At 55.0% G+C, this 19,495-nt stretch carries 15 protein-coding genes and 1 tRNA gene; 7 read left to right on the plus strand and 9 right to left on the minus strand.

The window, feature by feature from the left end; all coding sequences use genetic code 11:
• The first annotated feature begins 37 nt into the window (after positions 1-37).
• A complete protein-coding gene (locus WC184_09425) occupies positions 38-958 on the plus strand; it encodes an acyl-ACP desaturase (GenBank protein ID MFA7478097.1) in 921 nt (306 codons plus the stop codon).
• Between the two features lie 206 nt (positions 959-1,164).
• Here the strand turns inward: WC184_09425 and WC184_09430 are convergent, their stop codons facing one another.
• Entirely contained in the window at positions 1,165-2,892 is a 1,728-nt protein-coding gene (locus WC184_09430; GenBank protein ID MFA7478098.1) for an amidohydrolase family protein, read from the minus strand.
• A 126-nt stretch (positions 2,893-3,018) separates the two neighbouring features.
• Between WC184_09430 and WC184_09435 the strand changes: the two genes are divergently transcribed.
• Complete coding sequence (locus WC184_09435) at positions 3,019-3,636, plus strand: DUF4031 domain-containing protein (GenBank protein ID MFA7478099.1); 618 nt, start codon at positions 3,019-3,021, stop codon at positions 3,634-3,636.
• Here the strand turns inward: WC184_09435 and WC184_09440 are convergent.
• Positions 3,633-4,337: a TetR family transcriptional regulator gene (locus tag WC184_09440; protein MFA7478100.1), complete on the minus strand. Its 705-nt coding sequence runs from the start codon at positions 4,335-4,337 to the stop codon at positions 3,633-3,635. The two genes, WC184_09435 and WC184_09440, sit on opposite strands and share 4 nt — an antisense overlap.
• A 112-nt stretch (positions 4,338-4,449) precedes the next feature.
• Between WC184_09440 and WC184_09445 the strand changes: the two genes are divergently transcribed.
• Positions 4,450-5,388, plus strand: a complete 939-nt coding sequence (locus tag WC184_09445; GenBank protein ID MFA7478101.1) for an alpha/beta hydrolase — start codon at positions 4,450-4,452, stop codon at positions 5,386-5,388.
• Between the two features lie 64 nt (positions 5,389-5,452).
• Positions 5,453-6,655 (plus strand): M20 family metallopeptidase, encoded by a 1,203-nt coding sequence (locus WC184_09450; GenBank protein ID MFA7478102.1) that lies wholly within the window; start codon positions 5,453-5,455, stop codon positions 6,653-6,655.
• Positions 6,656-6,689: 34 nt separating this feature from the next.
• Here the strand turns inward: WC184_09450 and WC184_09455 are convergent, their stop codons facing one another.
• The 3 genes from WC184_09455 to WC184_09465 all read right to left on the minus strand — a co-directional run bounded on the left by WC184_09455 (position 6,690) and on the right by WC184_09465 (position 9,784).
• Complete coding sequence (locus WC184_09455; GenBank protein MFA7478103.1) at positions 6,690-7,610, minus strand: septum formation family protein; 921 nt, start codon at positions 7,608-7,610, stop codon at positions 6,690-6,692.
• A gap of 63 nt (positions 7,611-7,673) precedes the next feature.
• Positions 7,674-8,870, minus strand: coding sequence for an ABC transporter permease (locus WC184_09460; protein ID MFA7478104.1), 1,197 nt, complete (start codon positions 8,868-8,870; stop codon positions 7,674-7,676).
• Entirely contained in the window at positions 8,867-9,784 is a 918-nt protein-coding gene (locus WC184_09465) for an ATP-binding cassette domain-containing protein (GenBank protein ID MFA7478105.1), read from the minus strand. The genes WC184_09460 and WC184_09465 overlap by 4 nt, the downstream gene beginning before the upstream one ends.
• A gap of 91 nt (positions 9,785-9,875) precedes the next feature.
• Here WC184_09465 and WC184_09470 point away from each other — a divergent pair, with 91 nt between their 5' ends.
• The gene (locus WC184_09470; GenBank protein MFA7478106.1) at positions 9,876-11,408 is read left to right on the plus strand and encodes an aconitase family protein; all 1,533 of its coding nucleotides are present in this window, start codon (positions 9,876-9,878) and stop codon (positions 11,406-11,408) included.
• Here the strand turns inward: WC184_09470 and WC184_09475 are convergent.
• Positions 11,358-14,441, minus strand: coding sequence for an efflux RND transporter permease subunit (locus WC184_09475; protein ID MFA7478107.1), 3,084 nt, complete (start codon positions 14,439-14,441; stop codon positions 11,358-11,360). The genes WC184_09470 and WC184_09475 overlap by 51 nt on opposite strands.
• A gap of 160 nt (positions 14,442-14,601) precedes the next feature.
• Between WC184_09475 and WC184_09480 the strand changes: the two genes are divergently transcribed.
• Positions 14,602-15,060 carry a MarR family transcriptional regulator gene (locus WC184_09480; protein MFA7478108.1) on the plus strand — a complete coding sequence of 153 codons (459 nt, stop codon included), beginning with the start codon at positions 14,602-14,604 and terminating at the stop codon, positions 15,058-15,060.
• Here the strand turns inward: WC184_09480 and WC184_09485 are convergent.
• Complete coding sequence (locus tag WC184_09485; GenBank protein ID MFA7478109.1) at positions 15,057-15,617, minus strand: NADPH-dependent FMN reductase; 561 nt, start codon at positions 15,615-15,617, stop codon at positions 15,057-15,059. The genes WC184_09480 and WC184_09485 overlap by 4 nt on opposite strands.
• Positions 15,618-15,694: 77 nt before the next feature.
• Positions 15,695-15,770, minus strand: a tRNA-Lys gene (locus WC184_09490).
• Between the two features lie 140 nt (positions 15,771-15,910).
• Between WC184_09490 and WC184_09495 the strand changes: the two genes are divergently transcribed.
• A complete protein-coding gene (locus WC184_09495; GenBank protein MFA7478110.1) occupies positions 15,911-16,843 on the plus strand; it encodes a GerMN domain-containing protein in 933 nt (310 codons plus the stop codon).
• A gap of 90 nt (positions 16,844-16,933) precedes the next feature.
• Here the strand turns inward: WC184_09495 and WC184_09500 are convergent, their stop codons facing one another.
• A complete protein-coding gene (locus WC184_09500; protein MFA7478111.1) occupies positions 16,934-19,480 on the minus strand; it encodes a DUF3516 domain-containing protein in 2,547 nt (848 codons plus the stop codon).
• Positions 19,481-19,495 lie beyond the last annotated feature (15 nt).

Genomic DNA, 19,495 nt, shown 5'->3' on the forward strand with positions numbered 1-19,495 from the left:
CTTTTCTTCCCTACCTACCGGTAGGTAGGCTAGCTAAATGGAAGATTCAGCCCTCTTGGCCGAACTCGCTCATGTGGCCGAAGCCAATCTTGAGCGCCACATCACCGCATCTAAGCCGTGGTATCCCCACACCTTGGTGCCGTGGAGTCGCGGGCGTGATTTTGAGGCTGATTATGAATGGCACCCTGAAGAAGCCATGGTGCCAGCACCGGTGCGTGCAGCCATGTACGTGAACTTGCTGACCGAAGACAACCTGCCCTATTACTTCCGTGACATTCACCGTATGTATGGATATGGCGATGGGGCGTGGGCGGAATGGACCCGACGCTGGACAGCCGAAGAAGGACGTCACGCCATGGTGATCCGTGACTACCTGACCGTAACGCGATCCATTGACCCGGTGTGGCTCGAAGAAGGTCGTATGGCGCAAGTGCAAAGTGGCCAAGTGCCCGAGCCGCCTACCGCGAAACACGGCTTTGCGTATCTGTCTCTACAAGAATTAGCCACCCGAATTGCGCATCGCAACACCGGAAAAATGATCGACGATCGAGCTGGATACGAAGTAATGGCTCGAGTAGCTAGCGATGAAAATCACCATTTTCTGTTTTATCGCGACATGGCCAAAGCGGCACTAGAAGTTGACCCTAATGGCATGATGGCAGCCATTGCCGATGAGGTGTCCGGCTTTGCCATGCCAGGTACGGGCATTCCTAACTTTTCCGAGCATTCAAAGGCCATTGCGCAAGCCGAAATCTACGATTTAGTTCAGCATTATGAACAGATTTTGGTGCCGGTGGTGCTGCGTCATTGGGATATCGAAAACTTGACCGGGTTGGATGCGACTGGTGAAGAAGCGCGCGCCAAAGCAATCAAGTACATCTCGAAAGTTGAACGAGCAGCTAAGCGGCTAAAAAGTCGTAGGGCCGAAAAAGTCGCCCAAGTTGAAAGCTTGATGTAAGATACAGCTACAAATTATATGGCGAAAAGAATTTGTACGGATTAGACGCGTATCGTAGTACGATCTACTAAGACGCCGGACCCGCCACCGGCGCGCCAAAGCAGGCCATTTGGCCGCTTGGCGGTGTGAGGCCCCTACCCACCAGGGGCCTCACATGTTTTTGGCATTATAAGCTCGCCCCAAGCCGCTTGGGCAAGAGCGGTCGCTTAGGCAGGAGCGCTTTGGGCACCGCGCACCAATTCACCCGGTAGGGCGCCGGTGTGTTCACCATTGTGGAAAGTTTCCACACCTTTGAGAAACGTGTGTAGGTAGCCTGTCGAGCGCTGTAACATCCGCCGACCCCCAGCGGGTAGATCATGCACCACACGGGGGCGGCGCACGCCCAGGTTTTCAAAATCAATGATATTAATGTCGGCTCGGTATCCCGGGGCGAGAACCCCTCGGTCTAACAAGCCCACGGTGGCCGCGGTATCACGACATTGCCTTTGAATCAGGTACGGCAGCTCGAATCGACCCTCCGGCCGGTCACGGCCCCACCAACTAAGCAGAGTGGTAGGGAAACTACCGTCGCAAATGGTGCCAACATGGGCACCACCGTCACCCAAGCCTGGTACAGCGTGTGGGTGTGCCAACATTTCACGAACTGCATCTAGGTTGCCCCAGGCATAGTTCAGAAACGTTACGTAGAACATGGCTTTGCCCCTACCGGCTGCCAACAAATCGTAGGCGTAAGCGGCGGGGTCAACACCAGCTGCTTTGGCCCGCGCCCCAATTGAGTGGTTAGGGCCGGGTTCGTAGTTGGGTGGGTCGCCTAGTTCGTACATCCGCTCAAAACGACCTATCAACTGCCCACCGATACGGGCCTTGGCGGCCTCAACGTCTTCGTGAGCCAACACCGCGCTGCGGAACTCTTCCGATTTCATGAGTTCCGCCACCTGGGCAGCTGATTTACCAGCGGCGCGCTCCATGAATATGGGGTTGGTTAAGAACGGATGCAGCGTGTTGTCCAAGCCCAAAACCAAACCCACCGGTCGGGGTGCAACTTGGGCACGCATGGGCAAACCAAGATCATTTGACTCACTGATGAACGCCAGTGTTTCACGGAATCGTTCGGGGTCATTAGGTGCCTGAACAACCGTCATAGACAAGGGTCGACCACTGGCTTCGACCATGGCGCGCAACATTGGAAACTCGTCGGGTTCACGAGGAAAGTCGCTCACCAGTTGTAGAACGCCGCGGCCAGTCTGTCCAATGGCTCTGGCTATGCCCACTAGTTCGTCTTCGCCTGCGGTCAAAGTTGGGGTGAGATCGCCACTGGCGCTTTTATGGTTGAGCGTTCTTGAGGTGGAGAAGCCTAAAGCCCCGGCCATGATGCCTTCGGCGGCTAGGCGTGCCATTTCGCGAATGTCGTCTGCGGTGGCCGCTTCCCTCGCCGCACCGCGCTCGCCCATCACGTGCAGGCGAAGCGCCCCATGCGGCACCTGAGCCGCAAAGTCAATGTCATGCGGAATTCTCTCCAGGGCATCCAGAAACTCGGGCATCGAGTTCCAATCCCATTTCAAACCTTCCTGCAGTGCCACACCCGGAATATCTTCCACGCCTTCCATCAGGTCGATAAGGCGGTCGTGGTCGGAGTCATGGACGGGAGCGAAACCTACCCCACAGTTACCCATAACCACCGTCGTCACACCGTGATCCGAAGAAGGATCGAGCCGTGATGACCAGGTGGCCTGGCCATCGTAGTGAGCATGAATGTCCACAAAACCCGGTGCCACGATGGCCCCATCGGCATTAATTTCTTGGGTGCCGGTCCCGGTAATTTTACCGACGTCTGCGATCACACCGTCTTTGACAGCAACGTCGGCGCCACGTTCTTTTGCGCCGGTGCCATCAATTACCAAGCCGTTTCTAATTACTAGGTCATACGTCGCCATAGTGGCCCTTCCGGTTCATAGGCGTGCCCTTAATGGACTTTCACCCTAGCCGATGTGACTTGGGTAACAGCTCCAGTGTTACGGCGGCGGTGTGGCTTCTTGTGTGCACACGGTATAGATAGAGATATGACAGTGCTGGTTGACGAAGCGATTTGGCCTTGGCGTGGACTGCGGTGGGCCCACCTCGTTTCGGACGAGAGCTACGACGAACTCCATCACCTGGCGCATCAAATTGGGATGCCATATCGGGCCTTTCAAGGTGACCATTACGATGTGCACGAGGATTTACGTCTGGCGGCCATTGAAGCTGGTGCGGTGCCCACGCCGTCTCGAGCCCTGCTTAGGGCCCTGAAGTCGGCCGGGCTTCGCCGCCGCGGACCGCTAGATGCTTGGCAATGGCATTGGTGGCGACCACTAGAGCGTGAATTCGACACCGAGCAAATATCAAACTGGCTAAGCAAACCTGAAGAGCCATCTTTTTTCAAAATGCCCTTGCCCCTTGAAGCTCCACAACACCTTGGTGAGCTGGTAGCGCAGTTGCCTAATTCATCAATGCCAGCTGGCATTCTGCTGGGAGTTGGTCAGCGTCGCAGCGAGGTGATTTTTGGTGTTCACAGCGAAGATCGCCTGAATGCTACAAAAGGTGCGCTCCGGCGTTATAACGACGAGGTTTCTCTCCACTATGCCAGTGGAGAACGGGGCACCTTTATTGAACTGTTGCGGGTTTCAGCTCGGGCTATTTAACGGCGGTCGGCGTCGATGCCGACCAAAATGCAATCGAGCATATAAGTGAAATGCTCATCGGCCGAAAGTTCACCCACATACATGGCAACTCGACCCACATCGACATGGTGATGCAGCTCTGGCATCTCGGCCTTCATGTCTTCGGTCAGCTCTTCCACGTTCCAAGCATTGGAAGAATGCGTGTCGAGCAGCCCCATGCGTTCTTCCTGGTCGCATCGCGCCAACACGAAGTTCACTAGTCCAGCAAAGGCACGGGCTGCTTGGCGTTCATCCAGCCCGGCTTCAATCATTACACTGGTGGCATCGTCAATGATTCGCCACGACAGAGTTGGCGGCGCATTTTGATGCATCAAATAACCCGCCACGCCTGGGAATCGGTGAAGTTCGTCTCGCCATTCCAGAGCGTAGCTACGAATCTGTTCCGTCCAAGGTCGACCATCACGCGCAATCTGCAAATGGCGCCCCACCTGATTGACCACTAAATCTAACAGGTCACTTTTATTAGGCACATGGTGATATAGCGCCATTGGGGTCACCCCAATACGATCCGCCAATCGTCGCATGGTTACCGCTGCGAGACCTTCGGCCGATACGAGCTCTAAAGCCGTATTAACTATTTCTTCTCGACTGAGGGCGCTACGCCTTGCCTCGGCCGAGTCATCGTTAAGATCGTTGGTTTCCTGCGTGCTGGTGTTAGCCACACTTCAAACCTACCGGGTTCCACTGCCGGTACAGAAATGCCGCTGCGAAACGTCATACCAGGCCAAGTATGACTAAATTGCACACAAAGCTCTAGAGGGGGATTACCTAACCATGCAACCAGATGAAGCAACCGCCCAGATTCTTGCTGTTGTGAACTCGGCCGAAGTTGATCCGGCGGAGCGCACACCACAGACCTCACGCGAGGCGTACCGTGGTCTATCGCTAATGCTGCCCGAGGGTGCCGATGTTCTGGTGACTAACCGCAGCGTGCCTGGGCCAGCTGGTGAAATTCCTGTGCGAGTTTATACCCCCGAAGGCCAAGGCCCATTCGGCGTGCTTATGTACATTCACGGCGGTGGCTGGGTCATTGGTGATCTAGATACCCACGACCACACCTGTCGTAGTCTTTGCGATGAGGCCGGGGTCATGGTGGTGTCGGTAGATTATCGCTTGGCACCAGAAAACCCCTTCCCGGCGGCGGTCGACGATTGTTGGTCGGTGCTTGAATGGTTGGGCAGCCACGCCGGTGAACTAGGTGGAGACCCAAATCGAATAGCGGTTGGTGGTGACAGCGCAGGCGGAAACCTAAGCGCAGTATTGGCGCTAATGGCCCGCGACGCTGGCGGTCCCAAGATCAAAGCCCAGCTACTGGTTTACCCAGCGGTCGATATGACGGCGCAAAATATCGAGAAGTATCCGTCACTAACCGAGAATGCGGAAGGTTATTTGTTGACCCTCGATTCGATGGTTTGGTTTGGTGAACAGTATTTAACCGATGAACAACAACGTAACGATTGGCGGGTGTCGCCTATGTTGGCCACCAACCACGCCGAGCTACCAAGGGCTTTGGTAATCACCGCCGGATTCGACCCGCTGCGTGATGAGGGCACGGCTTATGCCAAAAAGCTGAGCGATGCTGGCGTTGAAACCGAGCATTTACATTATCCAACCACGATCCACACCATGTTTCAGCTGGGCCCGGTAATTCCCGCTGGGGCCGAAGCTATTAGTGCGGCGGCCGAACTTCTGCGTGAAACGATTGGTTCGTAAGGGCCGGCCAGTCTTTCCCGATAATCCGATCCAACGTGACGGGGCCTTAGGTTAGGCTGGCCAAATGGCTCTCATTGACCGCTCAATTCTTGAAGACGCCGAAGCGTTCTTACCGGAGGTAGTTAAGCTTCGGCGCAAACTTCACCAACATCCCGAGCTGGGCCTAGATTTGCCTTTCACCCAGGCCGCCATTATTGAAGCGCTTGAGGGTCTTCCTGTGACTATCGCCACCGGACGCCAGTTGTCATCAGTGGTGGTCGAGTTAGAAGGCAGTGGCCCTGGGCGTCGAGTTCTGTTGCGCGGCGACATGGACGCTTTGGAAATGCCAGAAGACACTGGCCTACCGTTTTCAAGCCAGGTTCCAAATGCCATGCATGCCTGTGGGCATGACGGCCATGTTTCGATGCTGGTAGGTGCGGTTCACCTCTTAGCGGCTCGTCGTGATGACTGGTCGGGCAGCGTTCGCTTCATGTTCCAGCCTGGCGAAGAAGGCTACGGTGGGGCGCCGCTCATGATTGAGGAAGGTGTTACCAAAGATGTTGATGCCGCTTTTGCGATTCATGTAACGCCGAACCTGCCGAGCGGCTGGGTGGCAACCCGTCCCGGTGCCTTGCTGGCTTCAGAAGATACCATCGCCATCACGGTTCGGGGCCGTGGCGGTCATGCTTCAACACCTCATTTGGCAGCTGATCCAGTCACAACAACGGCCGAAATAGTAATGGCTATTCAAGCCACTGTGACACGCCAAATAGACATTTTTAATCCGGCCGTGGTTACGCTGACCCAGCTCCGAGCCAGTGATGCTCCCAACGTGATTCCCGAGTCAGTCTTTTTGGGCGGTACCATCCGCACGGTTTCGGAACATACTCGAACCAAGGTTAAAGAAGCTGTCACTCGAACGGCGCTCAACGTTGCTGCCGCTCACGGGCTTGAGGCCGAGGTCAACATCAAGAGCGGTTATCCGGTTACGACTACTCATCCGGCTACAGCGGCCTTGGTACTCGAGATTGCACCTAAGGTTCTGCCAGAAGGAGGACGCGCCGTTGAAGCTCCAGCACCGACCATGGGGGCTGAAGACTGGAGCTACGTTCTGCAAGAGGTGCCAGGTGCGATGGCTTTCTTGGGTGTTTGCCCACCTGAGATTCCCGACCCGCGCAATGCTCCGGCGTGTCATTCCAACGTGATGATGATGAACGAAGATGCCATGGCGTCCGGTGTGGCTTTGCACGTAGCTATGGCCTTGCGTTTGTTAGAAGGCCCGGCTTAGAGCATTCGCGGTGCCAAGCTATCGCTCTAAGCTTCTAACGCTGTGAGTCTTTCACCGAACCGATAAGAGGAAAGCCATCTAAAGCCTGAACGGCGCAGGTTAAGGCACGATCGTCTTGTTCGGCCCAGGTCGCTTCTGTGGGGCCGAGCCACAACAGGCCGAGTTCGGAGCGCGCCAAGGTGTGACCCACGTAATCTTCAAAGGCGTCTTGGCAAATGCGTTGTGATTCAGCGTCTCGAGCCGCGTTTCCAGGGTAGGTACTTCCCTTTTCACCGGAAAGAGCCGTGGTCTTGATTACCTCTGCCAGATGAGCATCTTCACAATCAAAAATATGGACCAAGGCCAGTATGATCGGCTCTTCTTCGGCTTCTACAGCCGGGCTGAAACAGTCACCGGTGGCTAGGTCAAAGACCGATGTAACCGAATCTTCGAGTTCGTCAGAATTACCTGCTTTAGAATCTAAGACCTCGGTTCCTTCGGTGGTAAGCGCGGCTTGGTTCTGGCCTGAATCTTCGTCGTTGCGCAGAGCGTCATTTGATGAATTTGTAACGTTGGCCTCTGATTCACCGTTATCGTCGGAATTGCTTAGAAGCCTAGAAACCCCGACGAAGACCACCAGAACACTTACCAAGGTTAAGGCCCCAATGCCCAGCCACTGTTTTACGGGACGAGAGTTGGGTCGGTCTAGGTTGAGACCGCGGCGCGGTCGCCTCGACTTTTCTTCCTCCCGGTCGAGGTCGAGCGGTTCCATTTTCCGGAATACGAATGGTTCTTGAACTCCAGGTTTAGAACCTCTGGGCCCGGCGGCATTACGACGCGTTTCTCGCGCTGGACGTGTCTCGCGTGACTGCGGAGCAGCGTTGGGCCGGTGTTCTCGGCCTGGTTTTGCTTGCGGTGGGTACCAGCGACCGTTGGAGGCTTGCCACCATCCAGGGCCTTGGGATGTGTCGCTCATTTGTTGTGACGTACGTTCATGACCAGCACTGACCTAATAGTTAGACTAAACGACACTAGTGGTTCAATTGCGGAGTTCTCGTAATGCGGTCCAAATCCTAATAGGCGCTCCCAACCGTAGGATTGAACGTTCATAGATTCGTGCCGCGATACGGATCAAGAACCAGGCACCCAACAAAGTGACGAGTACTGAACCCACGATATCTACAGGTGAGGCTGCTCCTTGGGCAATTCTGGCTGGCATCACCATTGGTGCCGTGAAGGGTATGTACGACACAATCCGGGCAGCCAAACTGCTGGGATTGGGACCGACAACTCCAAGCGACACAAAATAGCCAGCTAAGAGTGTGACGGTTAGTGGAGTAACGGCGCTCTGCGCATCTTCTTGGCGGCTAACGAGCGACCCGGCGGCCGCAAACGCTACGGCATAGAAACCGAACCCCAAAATGAACCAGCCTAAGACCGACAACATGGCCGGTAATAGATCCCACGGCACTGAGACCGAAGAAAAGATCATGGCCGCGCCCAAACCTAAAATGGCAGTGGTGGTGAGCTGAGCGAGGCCCAACAAGCCAATGCCAATGACTTTGCCAGCCAGTAATGAGCGAGCCGGAACCGCCGCCAAGACAACCTCCACCACTCTCGAAGATTTTTCTTCGAGCACACCAGAAAGCACCCAGGCCCCGTAGCTGTTGATGGCAATAAAAAGTGCGATTACTCCGATTAGGGCCGCCGCAGATTGCACTGTTTCCTGATCGGACTCATCCTCCCCAACCACATCGAGCGGTTCAGACTGGAGGGCTTCGCCGATTTGGGTTGCCGTCAATCCAGCATCGGTTAAACCCGCCACCAATTGTGCTTGGCTAAAACCAATCTGAACCGTTAAGACCAATGCGTCGGGAGTGGATTCCTTAGTGTAAATACTGGCGGGGTTAACAAGAACCGCGTCGTGGTCTTCCAGCTGATCGGCGACATCGGTTTCCGGGTCAAAGTTGGCCGTGTCGGTTGCCGACAAGTGTGTAATCACTAGGTTGGCTTCTTGGCTGGTGGCAGTTTGGCCTGCCAATTCTTCAAAAGCTTCGGGTGTATTGCCAACCACCAGCAAAGACCAGGTCGGCGGTTCGTCGTCGCCAGAAAAAATGGCGGGCACAATGATTATCGCTAAGACGATTACGATTGTGATTACGGAGGAAACTTGGAAGCTGCGAGAGCCACCTCGTTGACGAATTTCGCGTTCTGCTACTAGCCACACGTTCTTCATCCGCCAACCTCCGAAACGTCGACTTCGCCGTTAACAGCCTCTACAAAAATCTCAGCTAGTGACGGTGGCTCCCAGCTAAACGAACTGACTTCACCAGCTGCTTGGGCATCGGTGAGCAAACGTCCAACCTCCACAGCACTAGACACCAGGGCTGTGGTTTCGTCAGCACGGCGTTTCAATTTCGTAGGGTTCGCAAAGCTCAAGTCCCACTCGGTTTGGGGATCAGTGAACCGTGCGGTGAGGCGCCGAACTTGGCTGGTCGCTCGAAGCTCGGCCAGAGTCCCAGCGAGTGCTTTGGCCCCACGGTGGATAATCACGATGTCATCGCAAAGCGCTTCCACCAAATCGAGTTGATGGCTAGAAAAGATAATGGTGCGTCCCCGTGCAGCTTCGGTTCGCAGCACTTCTTCCATGTCCGCCACGCCAAGGGGGTCAAGGCCTGAGAAAGGCTCGTCAAGCACTAAGAGATCGGGTGAATGCACCAGAGCCGCTGCTAACTGTACGCGCTGCTGGTTCCCATGAGAAAGTGTTTCGAGAGTGTCATTAGCGCGATCGGTTAGACCAAAGGTTTCGAGCCAAGTGCTGGCGGCCAATGTGGCCTCGGCTTTGGTTAGCCCGTGGGTCCGACCAAAATAAATTAGCTGATCGTTACACTTCATTTTGGGGTAAAGGCCGCGCTGTTCGGGCATATAACCAAATGAAGAACGCGCGGTGGCGTCAACGGGTTTCCCACGCCACTGCACCCGGCCCGAGTCGAGTGAGATTAAACCAAAAATCGAGCGCATAGCAGTGGTCTTACCGGCTCCATTAGGACCCAAAAACCCGAGTAAACGACCAGGTTGGGCACTAAAAGACAAGTTGTCTAATGCTTGTAGTTCACCGAAGTGTCGGTTTAGGCCTTCAAGTTCAAGCATCGTTCAACCCTAGATGCACAAGTTGAAGCTGACGTGGCATGCAGGTGATTCCAGGTGGTGAGAACCGGCCTCGACGATAAAGTCAAGACCAATGTATTCCTTCTTCTCCAACGGTGAACAGAAACCGGTTGCGCCCGAGTCGAAGGCCGTTGGGGTGTCCCCTAGAACCATGGTGGACAAAATTTGGGATTCACATTTGGTAAATCTTCCCGTTGCGACGCCACCTAGCAAGATTGGCAGCCAAACCCAAGCCGCTCCGGCCAGCGAAGCCAGGGTCGACCATGTGTACCTGCACGAACATGAACTTGGTCTAATCGCACGCCTGGGGGAACAAGGGGTGCAGATTCATTCCCGCCACGGCATTGTTGCCTGCGCCGATCAACAAATTTCAACGCGTCGGGTAGGCAAATCTGATTCCGAGAGTGAGCCTCGATGGGCACCGCTGTCGGCCCAGGATGTGGCGACCTTTGAGAGACTTGAAGATTATTCGGCCCAGCTCGACGTACCGATTTTTGGTCCTGGTGATGACCGTGGCGGGGTACTGAATGTGGTCGGTCCGGAACAAGGCATGACCTGGCCTGGGGCCCTGGTGGTGGGTTCGGACAATCACATGTCGACCCACGGCGCTTTTGGCGCGCTCGGCTTGGTGCTAGCGCCACAAGATTTAACAGCCGTGGTTTCGCGGCGATCAATCATTGGTATTAGGCCCAAAGTTGTACGGTTGGCCGTTCAAGGCGCGTTGCGGGAGCCAGTCGATGCCAAAGATTTGGCTTTGTGGCTCTTAGGCCAGCTCGGCCCGTTAACAAACCGTGATGTGGTGCTTGAACTTGGTGGTTCAGCGGTGCGTGGATTGTCCATCGAAGGCCGCATGACCTTGTGCAACATGATGGTGGAAACCGGTGCGCTGAGTGCGTTGGTGGCCCCCGACCAAAAAACGTTTGACTATTTAGAATCGCGGCTCTTCGCCCCCAAGGGTCATGAGTGGGAGCGTTCGCTGAAGCAATGGCGGGCGCTAGTGAGCGATGCTGGCGCTCCTGTTTCTGCCGAATGGGCTCTATTGGCCTCGGGAATTTCACCCCAAGTCAGCTGGGGCACGCGAGCCTGGCAAAGCTGCGCCATCAATGGTGTGGTGCCCGACCCTCATCCCACCAACGAAACACGCCGCAAAGCTGATCGGGAAGCCCTTTTCCTCCAAGGTCTTGAGCCGGGTCAACCGATCAACTCGATTGCTATTGACCAGGTGTTTATCGGTTCATGCACTAACGGTCGTATTGAAGATCTACGGGCCGCCGCTAAGGTTCTGCAACAAGGCTCAGTGGTAGTTCCCACCTTGGTAGTGCCTGGTTCTCAGCCAGTGGCGCGCCAAGCGGAAGCTGAAGGATTGCCCGAAATTTTCCTGGCTGCCGGTGCCGAATGGCGGGCACCAGGGTGCTCGCTGTGCATCGGCGCCAACGGTGACGCCGTGGCACCGGGGACCCGACTAGCGTCAACCGCTAATAACCCAAGCCGAGACCGAGTGGGTCCTGATTCACGTGTTCACGTGTTAGGGCCCACCACGGCCGCAGCTACTGCCCTACGTGGTTTCCTCTATGACGCGAACTCGCTTGGTGAAGCGGCGCTTTAGGCCGTCCATTAGCGAATACACCACCGGCACCACTAAGAGAGTTAGGAAAGTGGAGCTGAACAAACCACCAATCACCACCCGACCAAGCTCTTCAGAAATTAATCCGCTGCCGCCAAAGCCAAAGGCCAGCGGGATGAGGGCCAACATGGTGGCCAGAGCCGTCATTAGAACCGGACGCAGGCGAGTCATTGCACCTTCGACAAGTGCGTTGTGCACGCTATAGCCGCGTTCGGTACGCAGCATGATGATGTATTCCAACATCACAATGGCGTTGGTCACCACAATGCCAACCAACATCAACAAGCCCAGCATGGCGTTAATGCTCAACGAGGATCCGGTGACCCACAAAGCTGAGATGGCACCGATCACGGCCAAGGGCAGCGTGAAGAGGATCACGAATGGGTCAAGCCAGCTTCGGAACAAAGCCGCCATAATGCCATAAACCAAGATGATTGAGGCTCCAATTGCTAGCAACATATTGGTGAAACCTTCATCTAAGTCGCTAGCCACACCGCCTTGGTAAACCTTGATTCCATCGGGTAACTGAACGGCGTCAACGGCCTCATTCACCTTGATCGTGATAGCGGACACATCATCGGCAACGATCTCGGCTCCGACCGAGGCTGCTTCGTGACCGTCTACCCGGGTGAGCACCATTTGTCGAGCGACCTCGGTCGGTGTCGCTACATCACCGAGGGTAACTTCGTTGTTAAGTGGCAATGAGGCCAGCTCGTTAGCGGTGACCGGTTGGGAGGTGACTACTCTTAGCTGTACCGGAAGAGCGCCGTTCTCAGTGGGTATCACCGTTACCTGTTCACCAATGCTCAGCTGCGCGACGGCACCCGCAATTTGCTCGGCGGTAAAGCCAGCGTCAGCGGCGCGTTGCTGGTCGATTTGAAGCTCAATTGCTGGAACGGCACCGGAAATATCGCTGTGGATGTTAACCAGCTCATCAATTTCAGCAATGGCAGCTTCAATGGCAGCAGCCGTTTCCGGCAAAACTGTTGCTGCTTCAGGGGTTTCAGCACTGATCGTGATGTCAACGCTGCTAGTTGAAAAGCCGGTAGTTTCCGTTGAGATCGTGATGTTCTCGCCACCCTCAACTTCCTCTGGCAGCCGCTTCCGTAGGTCTTCTGCTACGCGCCCTTTGGGGTTCGAGTTAGCAAAAGTTGCCGTGATAGTGGCGGAGTTTGGATCTTGGCCACCCAGAATTGCGCTCAAAGCACCGAGGCCCCCCGAGCTTCCCGTAATTACCGTTTCGTAGGTTTCCACGTTGTAGTCGGCCAGTAATCCTTCCACGGAAATAGCTCGCTCAAGCACAACATCGCGTGATTCTCCAGGTAAGGCAGGCACGCTAATTACGACCGTGTTCTCACCAGTATCGGGTAGGAAAACAAGTGGGAGGGTAGGTACAAGCGCCAAACTCCCAACTAACAAGACACCAGAAATTCCGAGTGTTGCCCCACGGCGGCGTAGTGACCATTCAAGGATCGGCTGGTACATCCGGGCCAGACGGCCATGTCGGGAATCATCGGGATTCTCGTGAATCTTCACGCCTTTGGACATCAAGAGACGCACCAAAGCGGGTAACACCGTTACTGCTGCCAAGAGCGATGCCAACAAGGCGAACACCACGGCCAGGGCAAAGGGCAAGAACAGCTCTCCGATGATGCCACCGACCAAACCAAGCGGTAAGAAAACAGCGGCTGTGGTGGCGGTTGCTCCCACGATGGCTAACGTGACTTCTCTTGCCCCTCGGGTTACCGCGGTGTGGGTTTCTTCACCGGCAGCCATATGCCGGTAGATACTCTCGAGCACCACAATCGAATCATCGATAACTCGACCGATGGCGATCGTTAAACCGCCTAGCGTCATGAGGTTTAAGGTGTTCCCAGTCAGGTGAAGGGCCACAATGGCGGTCAAGATCGAAAATGGGATAGAAACCGCGGTCACAATGGTGCTGCGTCCGCTCCGCAAGAAAGCCAGCACAATCAGGACTGCAAGCACCCCACCGATAACGCCTTTCAACACCATGTCGAACACGGACTCTTCGATGAAATCGGCTTGGTTCTGTGTGATGTTGATATTCACACCGGCCGGTAGAGAGTCGGCCAACTCATCAAAAACGTCGAGCACATCATGTGCGACCGCCACGGTATTACCCGATTTGTTCTTTGCTACTTGTAGCCCCACGGCAGGTTTGCCATTTGAACGGTTTACCCCGGTTGGCGTGCTCTCAATAACGTCGATTGAGGCAACGTCGCCCAAGCTTAGGGTTCCACCCCCAGGAAGTGGAACTGCAGCGGCCGCTAGGGCATCGCTTGATGAAAACGTCATAACTGCATCAACCGGTGTGAATCCGCTGCTGCTGACTACACCACCAGCGGGAAGTACAACGTTGTTGGCCCGCAGTACGTTCGCCACCTCTTCGTAGCTCAATCCGTGAGAAATTAGGGCCTCGCGATCGAGTGAGATGCTGATTTGTTGCAAGGCACCGCCCACGATTTCGACACTGCCGACTCCGTCGATTCGATTGAGCTTTGGCGCGACAACGTTGTTGGCCAAGGTCAGTAGCTCGTGGTCGCTTAAATCACCCTCCAGGGTGGCCATAACCACCGGCAAGGTGGCTGGGTCAAGCATCAGGGTGTTCGTCTGTACCGAAGGTGGTAACGGAACGCCGCGTAAGGCTTCATTAACGGCGGCGTTGGTTTCCTTCAGGTCAATTCCGAAGTCAAACATCAACAGCACCACGCCTAAGCCACTAGTGGTGGTCGATTGTGAGGTGTTCAGACCGTCAAGTTCAGCCGTAACGGCCTCAAGCGGCGCGATGGCACTGCGTACAATTTCCCCAGGCTGCATATCGGGGGCTTCGACAACTACGACCACCAATGGCAGGTTGATGTCCGGTAGCAGCTCTTGGTTGATTTGTTTGGCCGAAATTGTGCCAGAACCGGCGAGGATAAGAACAACCAGGACCACAAGACCGGCACGCTTATATGACTGCTCTGTCAGCCATCCAACAATGCGACTCATGAAGCCACGCCCCAGCTGTGCAATGGTGCCATCGCTTGGATGGTGTGGGGCGCAGATCGACTACACCCGTGCATATCAGGATTATCCATTTAATTAGGATAGTCACACTCTATGGATATAATGCAAGGCAGGCTAAGCTCTTCATTGTGGAGCGGGAACGATGACTAAGCGTCAACATCTTGTAGAAGCACTGCGCCAAGAGTTGCGCGCAGCGATGACTCAAAACAGTGGTCAGTCTGGGCCCTGGCTGACCGTGGATCTGACCATGGCGCAGCTCAAGGCGCTATTGGTGCTTAATAACCAAGGCGAGGCACGCGTTGGTGAAATCGCTTCGCTGCTAGGGCTCTCACCTAACGCCACCACAGCCTTGCTCGACCAACTCGAGACTGCCGGTTACAGCGAACGGCGACCCGATCCGGCTGACCGGCGGGCGGTGTTGGTAGTGCTAACCCCCGCCGGAGCTGAGCTGATTGCCGAACTATTGACCGCCAACCTGGTGGCTTTCGAAGTGATTCTCGAGTATCTCTCACTCGATGAACTTGAAGATCTACATCGTGGAATGACAGCGCTCATGCGTGCGTTATCGGAACATGAGAGCAGCCTAAAACCAGAGGACTAGCCTCGTAGGGGTGCCAATGCTTCTGCTAATTTGGCGATCTCGTTCAGTTGCGCCTCGAGGACCGTTGATTGCTGCTCGTTTGGTTCGAAGACTCCGTCGGTGATTTGTTCTCCGGGGAAGTTAATTTCGATATTTCCCATGGTCATAACCATTCCCAACAGGCTTACCACTGGCCGAAGAGCGGCTTGAGCTCGTGAACCACCCGAGTTACCGCCCCAGTTCACAAACCCCACTGGCTTGCGAAACCATTCACGGTTCAGATAATCGAGAGCATTCTTAATCGGGGCTGAGTAGCTGTGGTTGTACTCAGGAAACACGAAGAGGAACCCGTCAGCGGCATTCACCCGTTCAGCCCAAGACTTGGTGTGTTCACGGGTATATTGCTGCAACCTAGGATGAGTTGGTTCATCCATGAAGGGCAGATCAATTTCCTTCAGATCAGCAAAATCAACATCAAAACGTCCGTCGGCTGCGGCCTCTTGGCACACCCAGTCGGCAATTGATTTACCAACTCGAACTTCACGGACACTTCCTAAAACAACCATCAGTTTTGGCATACCAATCTAAGCCTATCGGTCGCCAGACCTAAGATTCGATTGGGGTTGTTAGCAAGGCCATGGCACGGCTTAATGCATGGTGGGCCGCCCGGGACTCGAACCCGGCACCTTGGGATTAAAAGTCCCCTGCTCTACCTGATGAGCTAGCGGCCCAGAAGCTTCAACGGCTCTTATGAACCGGCTACAGATTGTGGCACATTTCGACAGAAGTGAACCATCTGAGAATTAGAGAAGTTACTGCCTAGACCGAAGACGATACCAGTTGACCCATGGTTCTAAGCTAAACAATAGGAATGAAAAGAATGCGTTTCCTAGCTGTCTTAGCGTTCATAGCGTTGCTTGGTGCCGCCTGCGGCAACGATTCTTCCGATTCTAATAGTGGCACCTCTTCCACTACCGAGGCTGAAAACAGCACCACCACGCTCGCCGATGACAACAACAGCGACGAACCAGAAAATGGTGATGACGATGCCGATGAGCGAAGCATCAGCTTGTCGGCCTATTGGCTTGACGAAAATAATGAGCTTCGGGTTGGTTACACCCACGTGGTCGCACCGGGTTCACCAGGGGCAGATATCGTGAACGCGCTATTGGACGGTCCACTTGATGAAGACGTGGAATTGGGTTTGCGTACGGCGCTGCCTACGGATGCTCGTTTGCGGTCCCTCGACATCATTGGGTCCGAAGTGATCGCCGACTTTTCTGCCGAGTTCGCCGCTGGTGACGACCCGCTAGAGGCCCAAGCACGCCTAGCTCAGGTTGTTTATACCCTCACACAGTTCCCAGTTGTGGAAGCCATCGAGATTCTGATTGAAGGTCAGCCTGAAGCGACAATGGGTGATAGTGGGATCGTGATCAAGCCGATTCTGGCTCGTTCCGATTTCGAGTGGGATGGCGAGTATGAAACCTTTGCGCCCACAGTTCTGGTGGAATCACCCCGGCCTGGTCAACTGACCGCCGGAAACGGAGTAGAAGTTGCCGGATCCGCCTTCACTTTCGAAGGGGCGCTCTATCTGGAGGCGATTTCAGCAACTGGTGAGGTGCTGGCCCCGGAAACCTATTTCATGACCGATGTCGACGGTGAGAACATGAAGGGCACTTTTTCGGTTTGGCTCGACTTTGATAGCGACCTGTTGGGCGATATCACCCTGCGCGCATATGACATCTCGGCCGAAAGTGGTGAGCCCACCGGAGTGGTTGAGGTTCCGATCGTCCGTGCGGGCTAGTCCAAACTTGGCGCAGCTCAAAGGCAGTTCAAAGGCCAGTTAACCCTAAGCAACAGCACCCACTCGTGCTGGTGAGTTGGCAAGGCGCGCCTACCCATGGCGCTCGATACTGAGCAGTCTTAGCACGGCGCGTCCTTCTTCGTTTGATGCCTCTAGGTCAACCTCGGCCTCGAAATACCATTCTCGGTTTGCTTCGGGGTCGAGAAGGCCTTGTCGCACCCGCCAGTCTTCTTTTGTTTTGGTCAAGGCAAATAGTGTTGAACCACGCGCCTCATTGCCAATTTCTACGGTGTCATACTCTGCCCAGTATGGGGCCATAGCTTCCGTCAAGGCTTCGGAGCGCCAGTGTGGAGAACCTTCTCGTTCGGCCAAAGCCTCGTAATCTTGGCGGCTAAGTAGCTCCACCCAACGAAACGCCTCGTTACGGATCATGATGGCAAAGGCCCTCGCATTGTCGCTGAGTTTTGCGGGCTGATTTTGGGCGGCATGTTGTAGATCGCCGGGACGAACCTCGGGTGCCTCCTCGCTGTCGGGGTGTAGCAGCTCTTCCCACTCGTCTAACAAGCTAGAGTCGATTTGGCGTACGGTTTCGCCCAGCCAGGCTTCGAGGTCATGCACCTCGTCCGTCTTGGCCTCGGCAGGTACGTTCTGCACCAGACCTTTGTAGGCATCGCTTAGGTAACGCAGCACCAAGCCTTCCGAACGAGCTAGTTCGTAATGGCGGATGTAGTCACTAAAGGTCATGGCACGTTCATACATGTCACGAGCCACTGACTTGGGGCGAATATTGTGATCGCGCACCCAGGGGTGCAAGGTGCGGTATTCATCGAACAGGTTGTAGGTGAATTCGCGTAATGGTTTGGGGTATTCAAGCTGGTCAAGTTGGGCCATGCGCTCTTCGTACTCCACCCCTTCTGCTTTTAGCCGAGACACGGTTTCAGTGCGGAGCTTGTTGAGCTGTGCCGACAACACCACCCCCGGGTCTTCCAAGACTGCTTCCACCAGCGACAAAACATCGAGGGAGTAGTGCTCGCTCTCATGTTCAAGGTGGGGCACCGCGGCCAATACAAAGGGCGACAATGGTTGGTTTAGAGCGAAGTTTTCTTGCAGCTCTACGGTCAGGCGAACTTTTCGGCCTAGCTCATCGGGTTCGTCGAGCTCTTCTACCACCTTGGCTTGGCGAAGTGACCGGTATATCGAAATTGCGTGACGAATATGTTGACGTTGTTTGGGTCGGGTTTCATGGTTGTCAACCAGAAGGTGGCGCATAGCACCACAGCCATCGCCGGGCCGGTTCAGCACGTTCAAGAGCATGGAGTGGCTCACCGTAAAGCTTGAGGTGAGGGGTTCGGGCGACTTAGCGATCAACTTGGTGAAAGTGTCCTCACTCCACGGCACATAGCCACGGGTAGGCGGTTTCTTTTTCACTATTTTGCGAAGTTTTTTAGCGTCGCCAGCCGCTTTTTCAACCGCTTTTTCATTCTCAATTACATGTTCAGGTGCTTGTGCCCACACATATCCAATGGTGTCGAAACCGGCCCGACCAGCTCGCCCAGCGATCTGGTGAAATTCTCGTGCCGTCAAAATTCTTGAACTCACGCCGTCATATTTGGCTAGTTGCGTGAACAGCACGGTACGAATGGGCACGTTGATGCCAACCCCGAGGGTGTCGGTGCCACAGATGACTTTGAGGTGCCCGTCTTGGGCCAAGCGTTCCACCAAACGGCGGTACTTGGGCAACATACCGGCGTGGTGCACCCCAATACCGTGTCGTAGAAAGCGAGAAAGAGCCTTACCAAATCCGGGGTTGAAACGAAACTCTCCAATAGCGGCTGCAATAGCCGCTTTTTCTTCTTTGGTGCACATGTTGATGCTCATCAACGACTGTGCTCGTTCGACCGCCGATGCCTGCGTGAAATGCACCACATAAACGGGGGCTAGGTTGGTTTCCAACAAAGTTTCTATGGTCTCGTGCAGAGCGGTGTGACGGTACTCGTAAGTGAGCGGCACGGGACGTGTGGCGCTGGTGATGGTGCGGGTGGGGTAGCCGGTTCGACGGCTGAGATCATCCTCGAAGCGTTTCGTGTCGCCCAGGGTGGCCGACATTAAAATAAACTGTGCTTGGGGTAAACAAAGCAGCGGTATTTGCCAGGCCCAACCGCGGTCAGCTTCGGCATAGTAGTGAAATTCATCCATCACAACTTGGGCCACCTCGGCCCCTTCGCCTTCGCGTAGCGCCAGATTGGCCAGTACCTCAGCGGTGCAGCAAATCACCGGAGCTTCGGCATTGACGGCAGCATCGCCGGTCATCATGCCTACATTTCCCGAACCTAGCTCGTCGCAGAGCGCAAAAAACTTTTCGGATACCAACGCCTTTATGGGAGCGGTGTAGAAGGTGCGCATTCCTTGTGCCAGGGCCGCGAAATGAGCCGCTAAGGCCACCAATGACTTACCGGTGCCAGTTGGGGTGGCCAAAATGATGTTGGACCCCGAATATATTTCAAGGATGGCCTCTTCCTGGGCCGGGTAGAGCGTGAGGCCCCGAGTTTCCGACCATTCGGTGAAAGCCTCGAGCAGTAAATCAGGGTCGGCCCCATGGTTTGGTGACGGTAAAAAGTCAGATAGAGGCGCGTTCATGTTCACTGATAATGC

Source organism: Acidimicrobiia bacterium (assembly GCA_041676705.1).
In the GTDB taxonomy this organism is placed as follows: Bacteria; Actinomycetota; Acidimicrobiia; order Acidimicrobiales; family SKKL01; genus Actinomarinicola.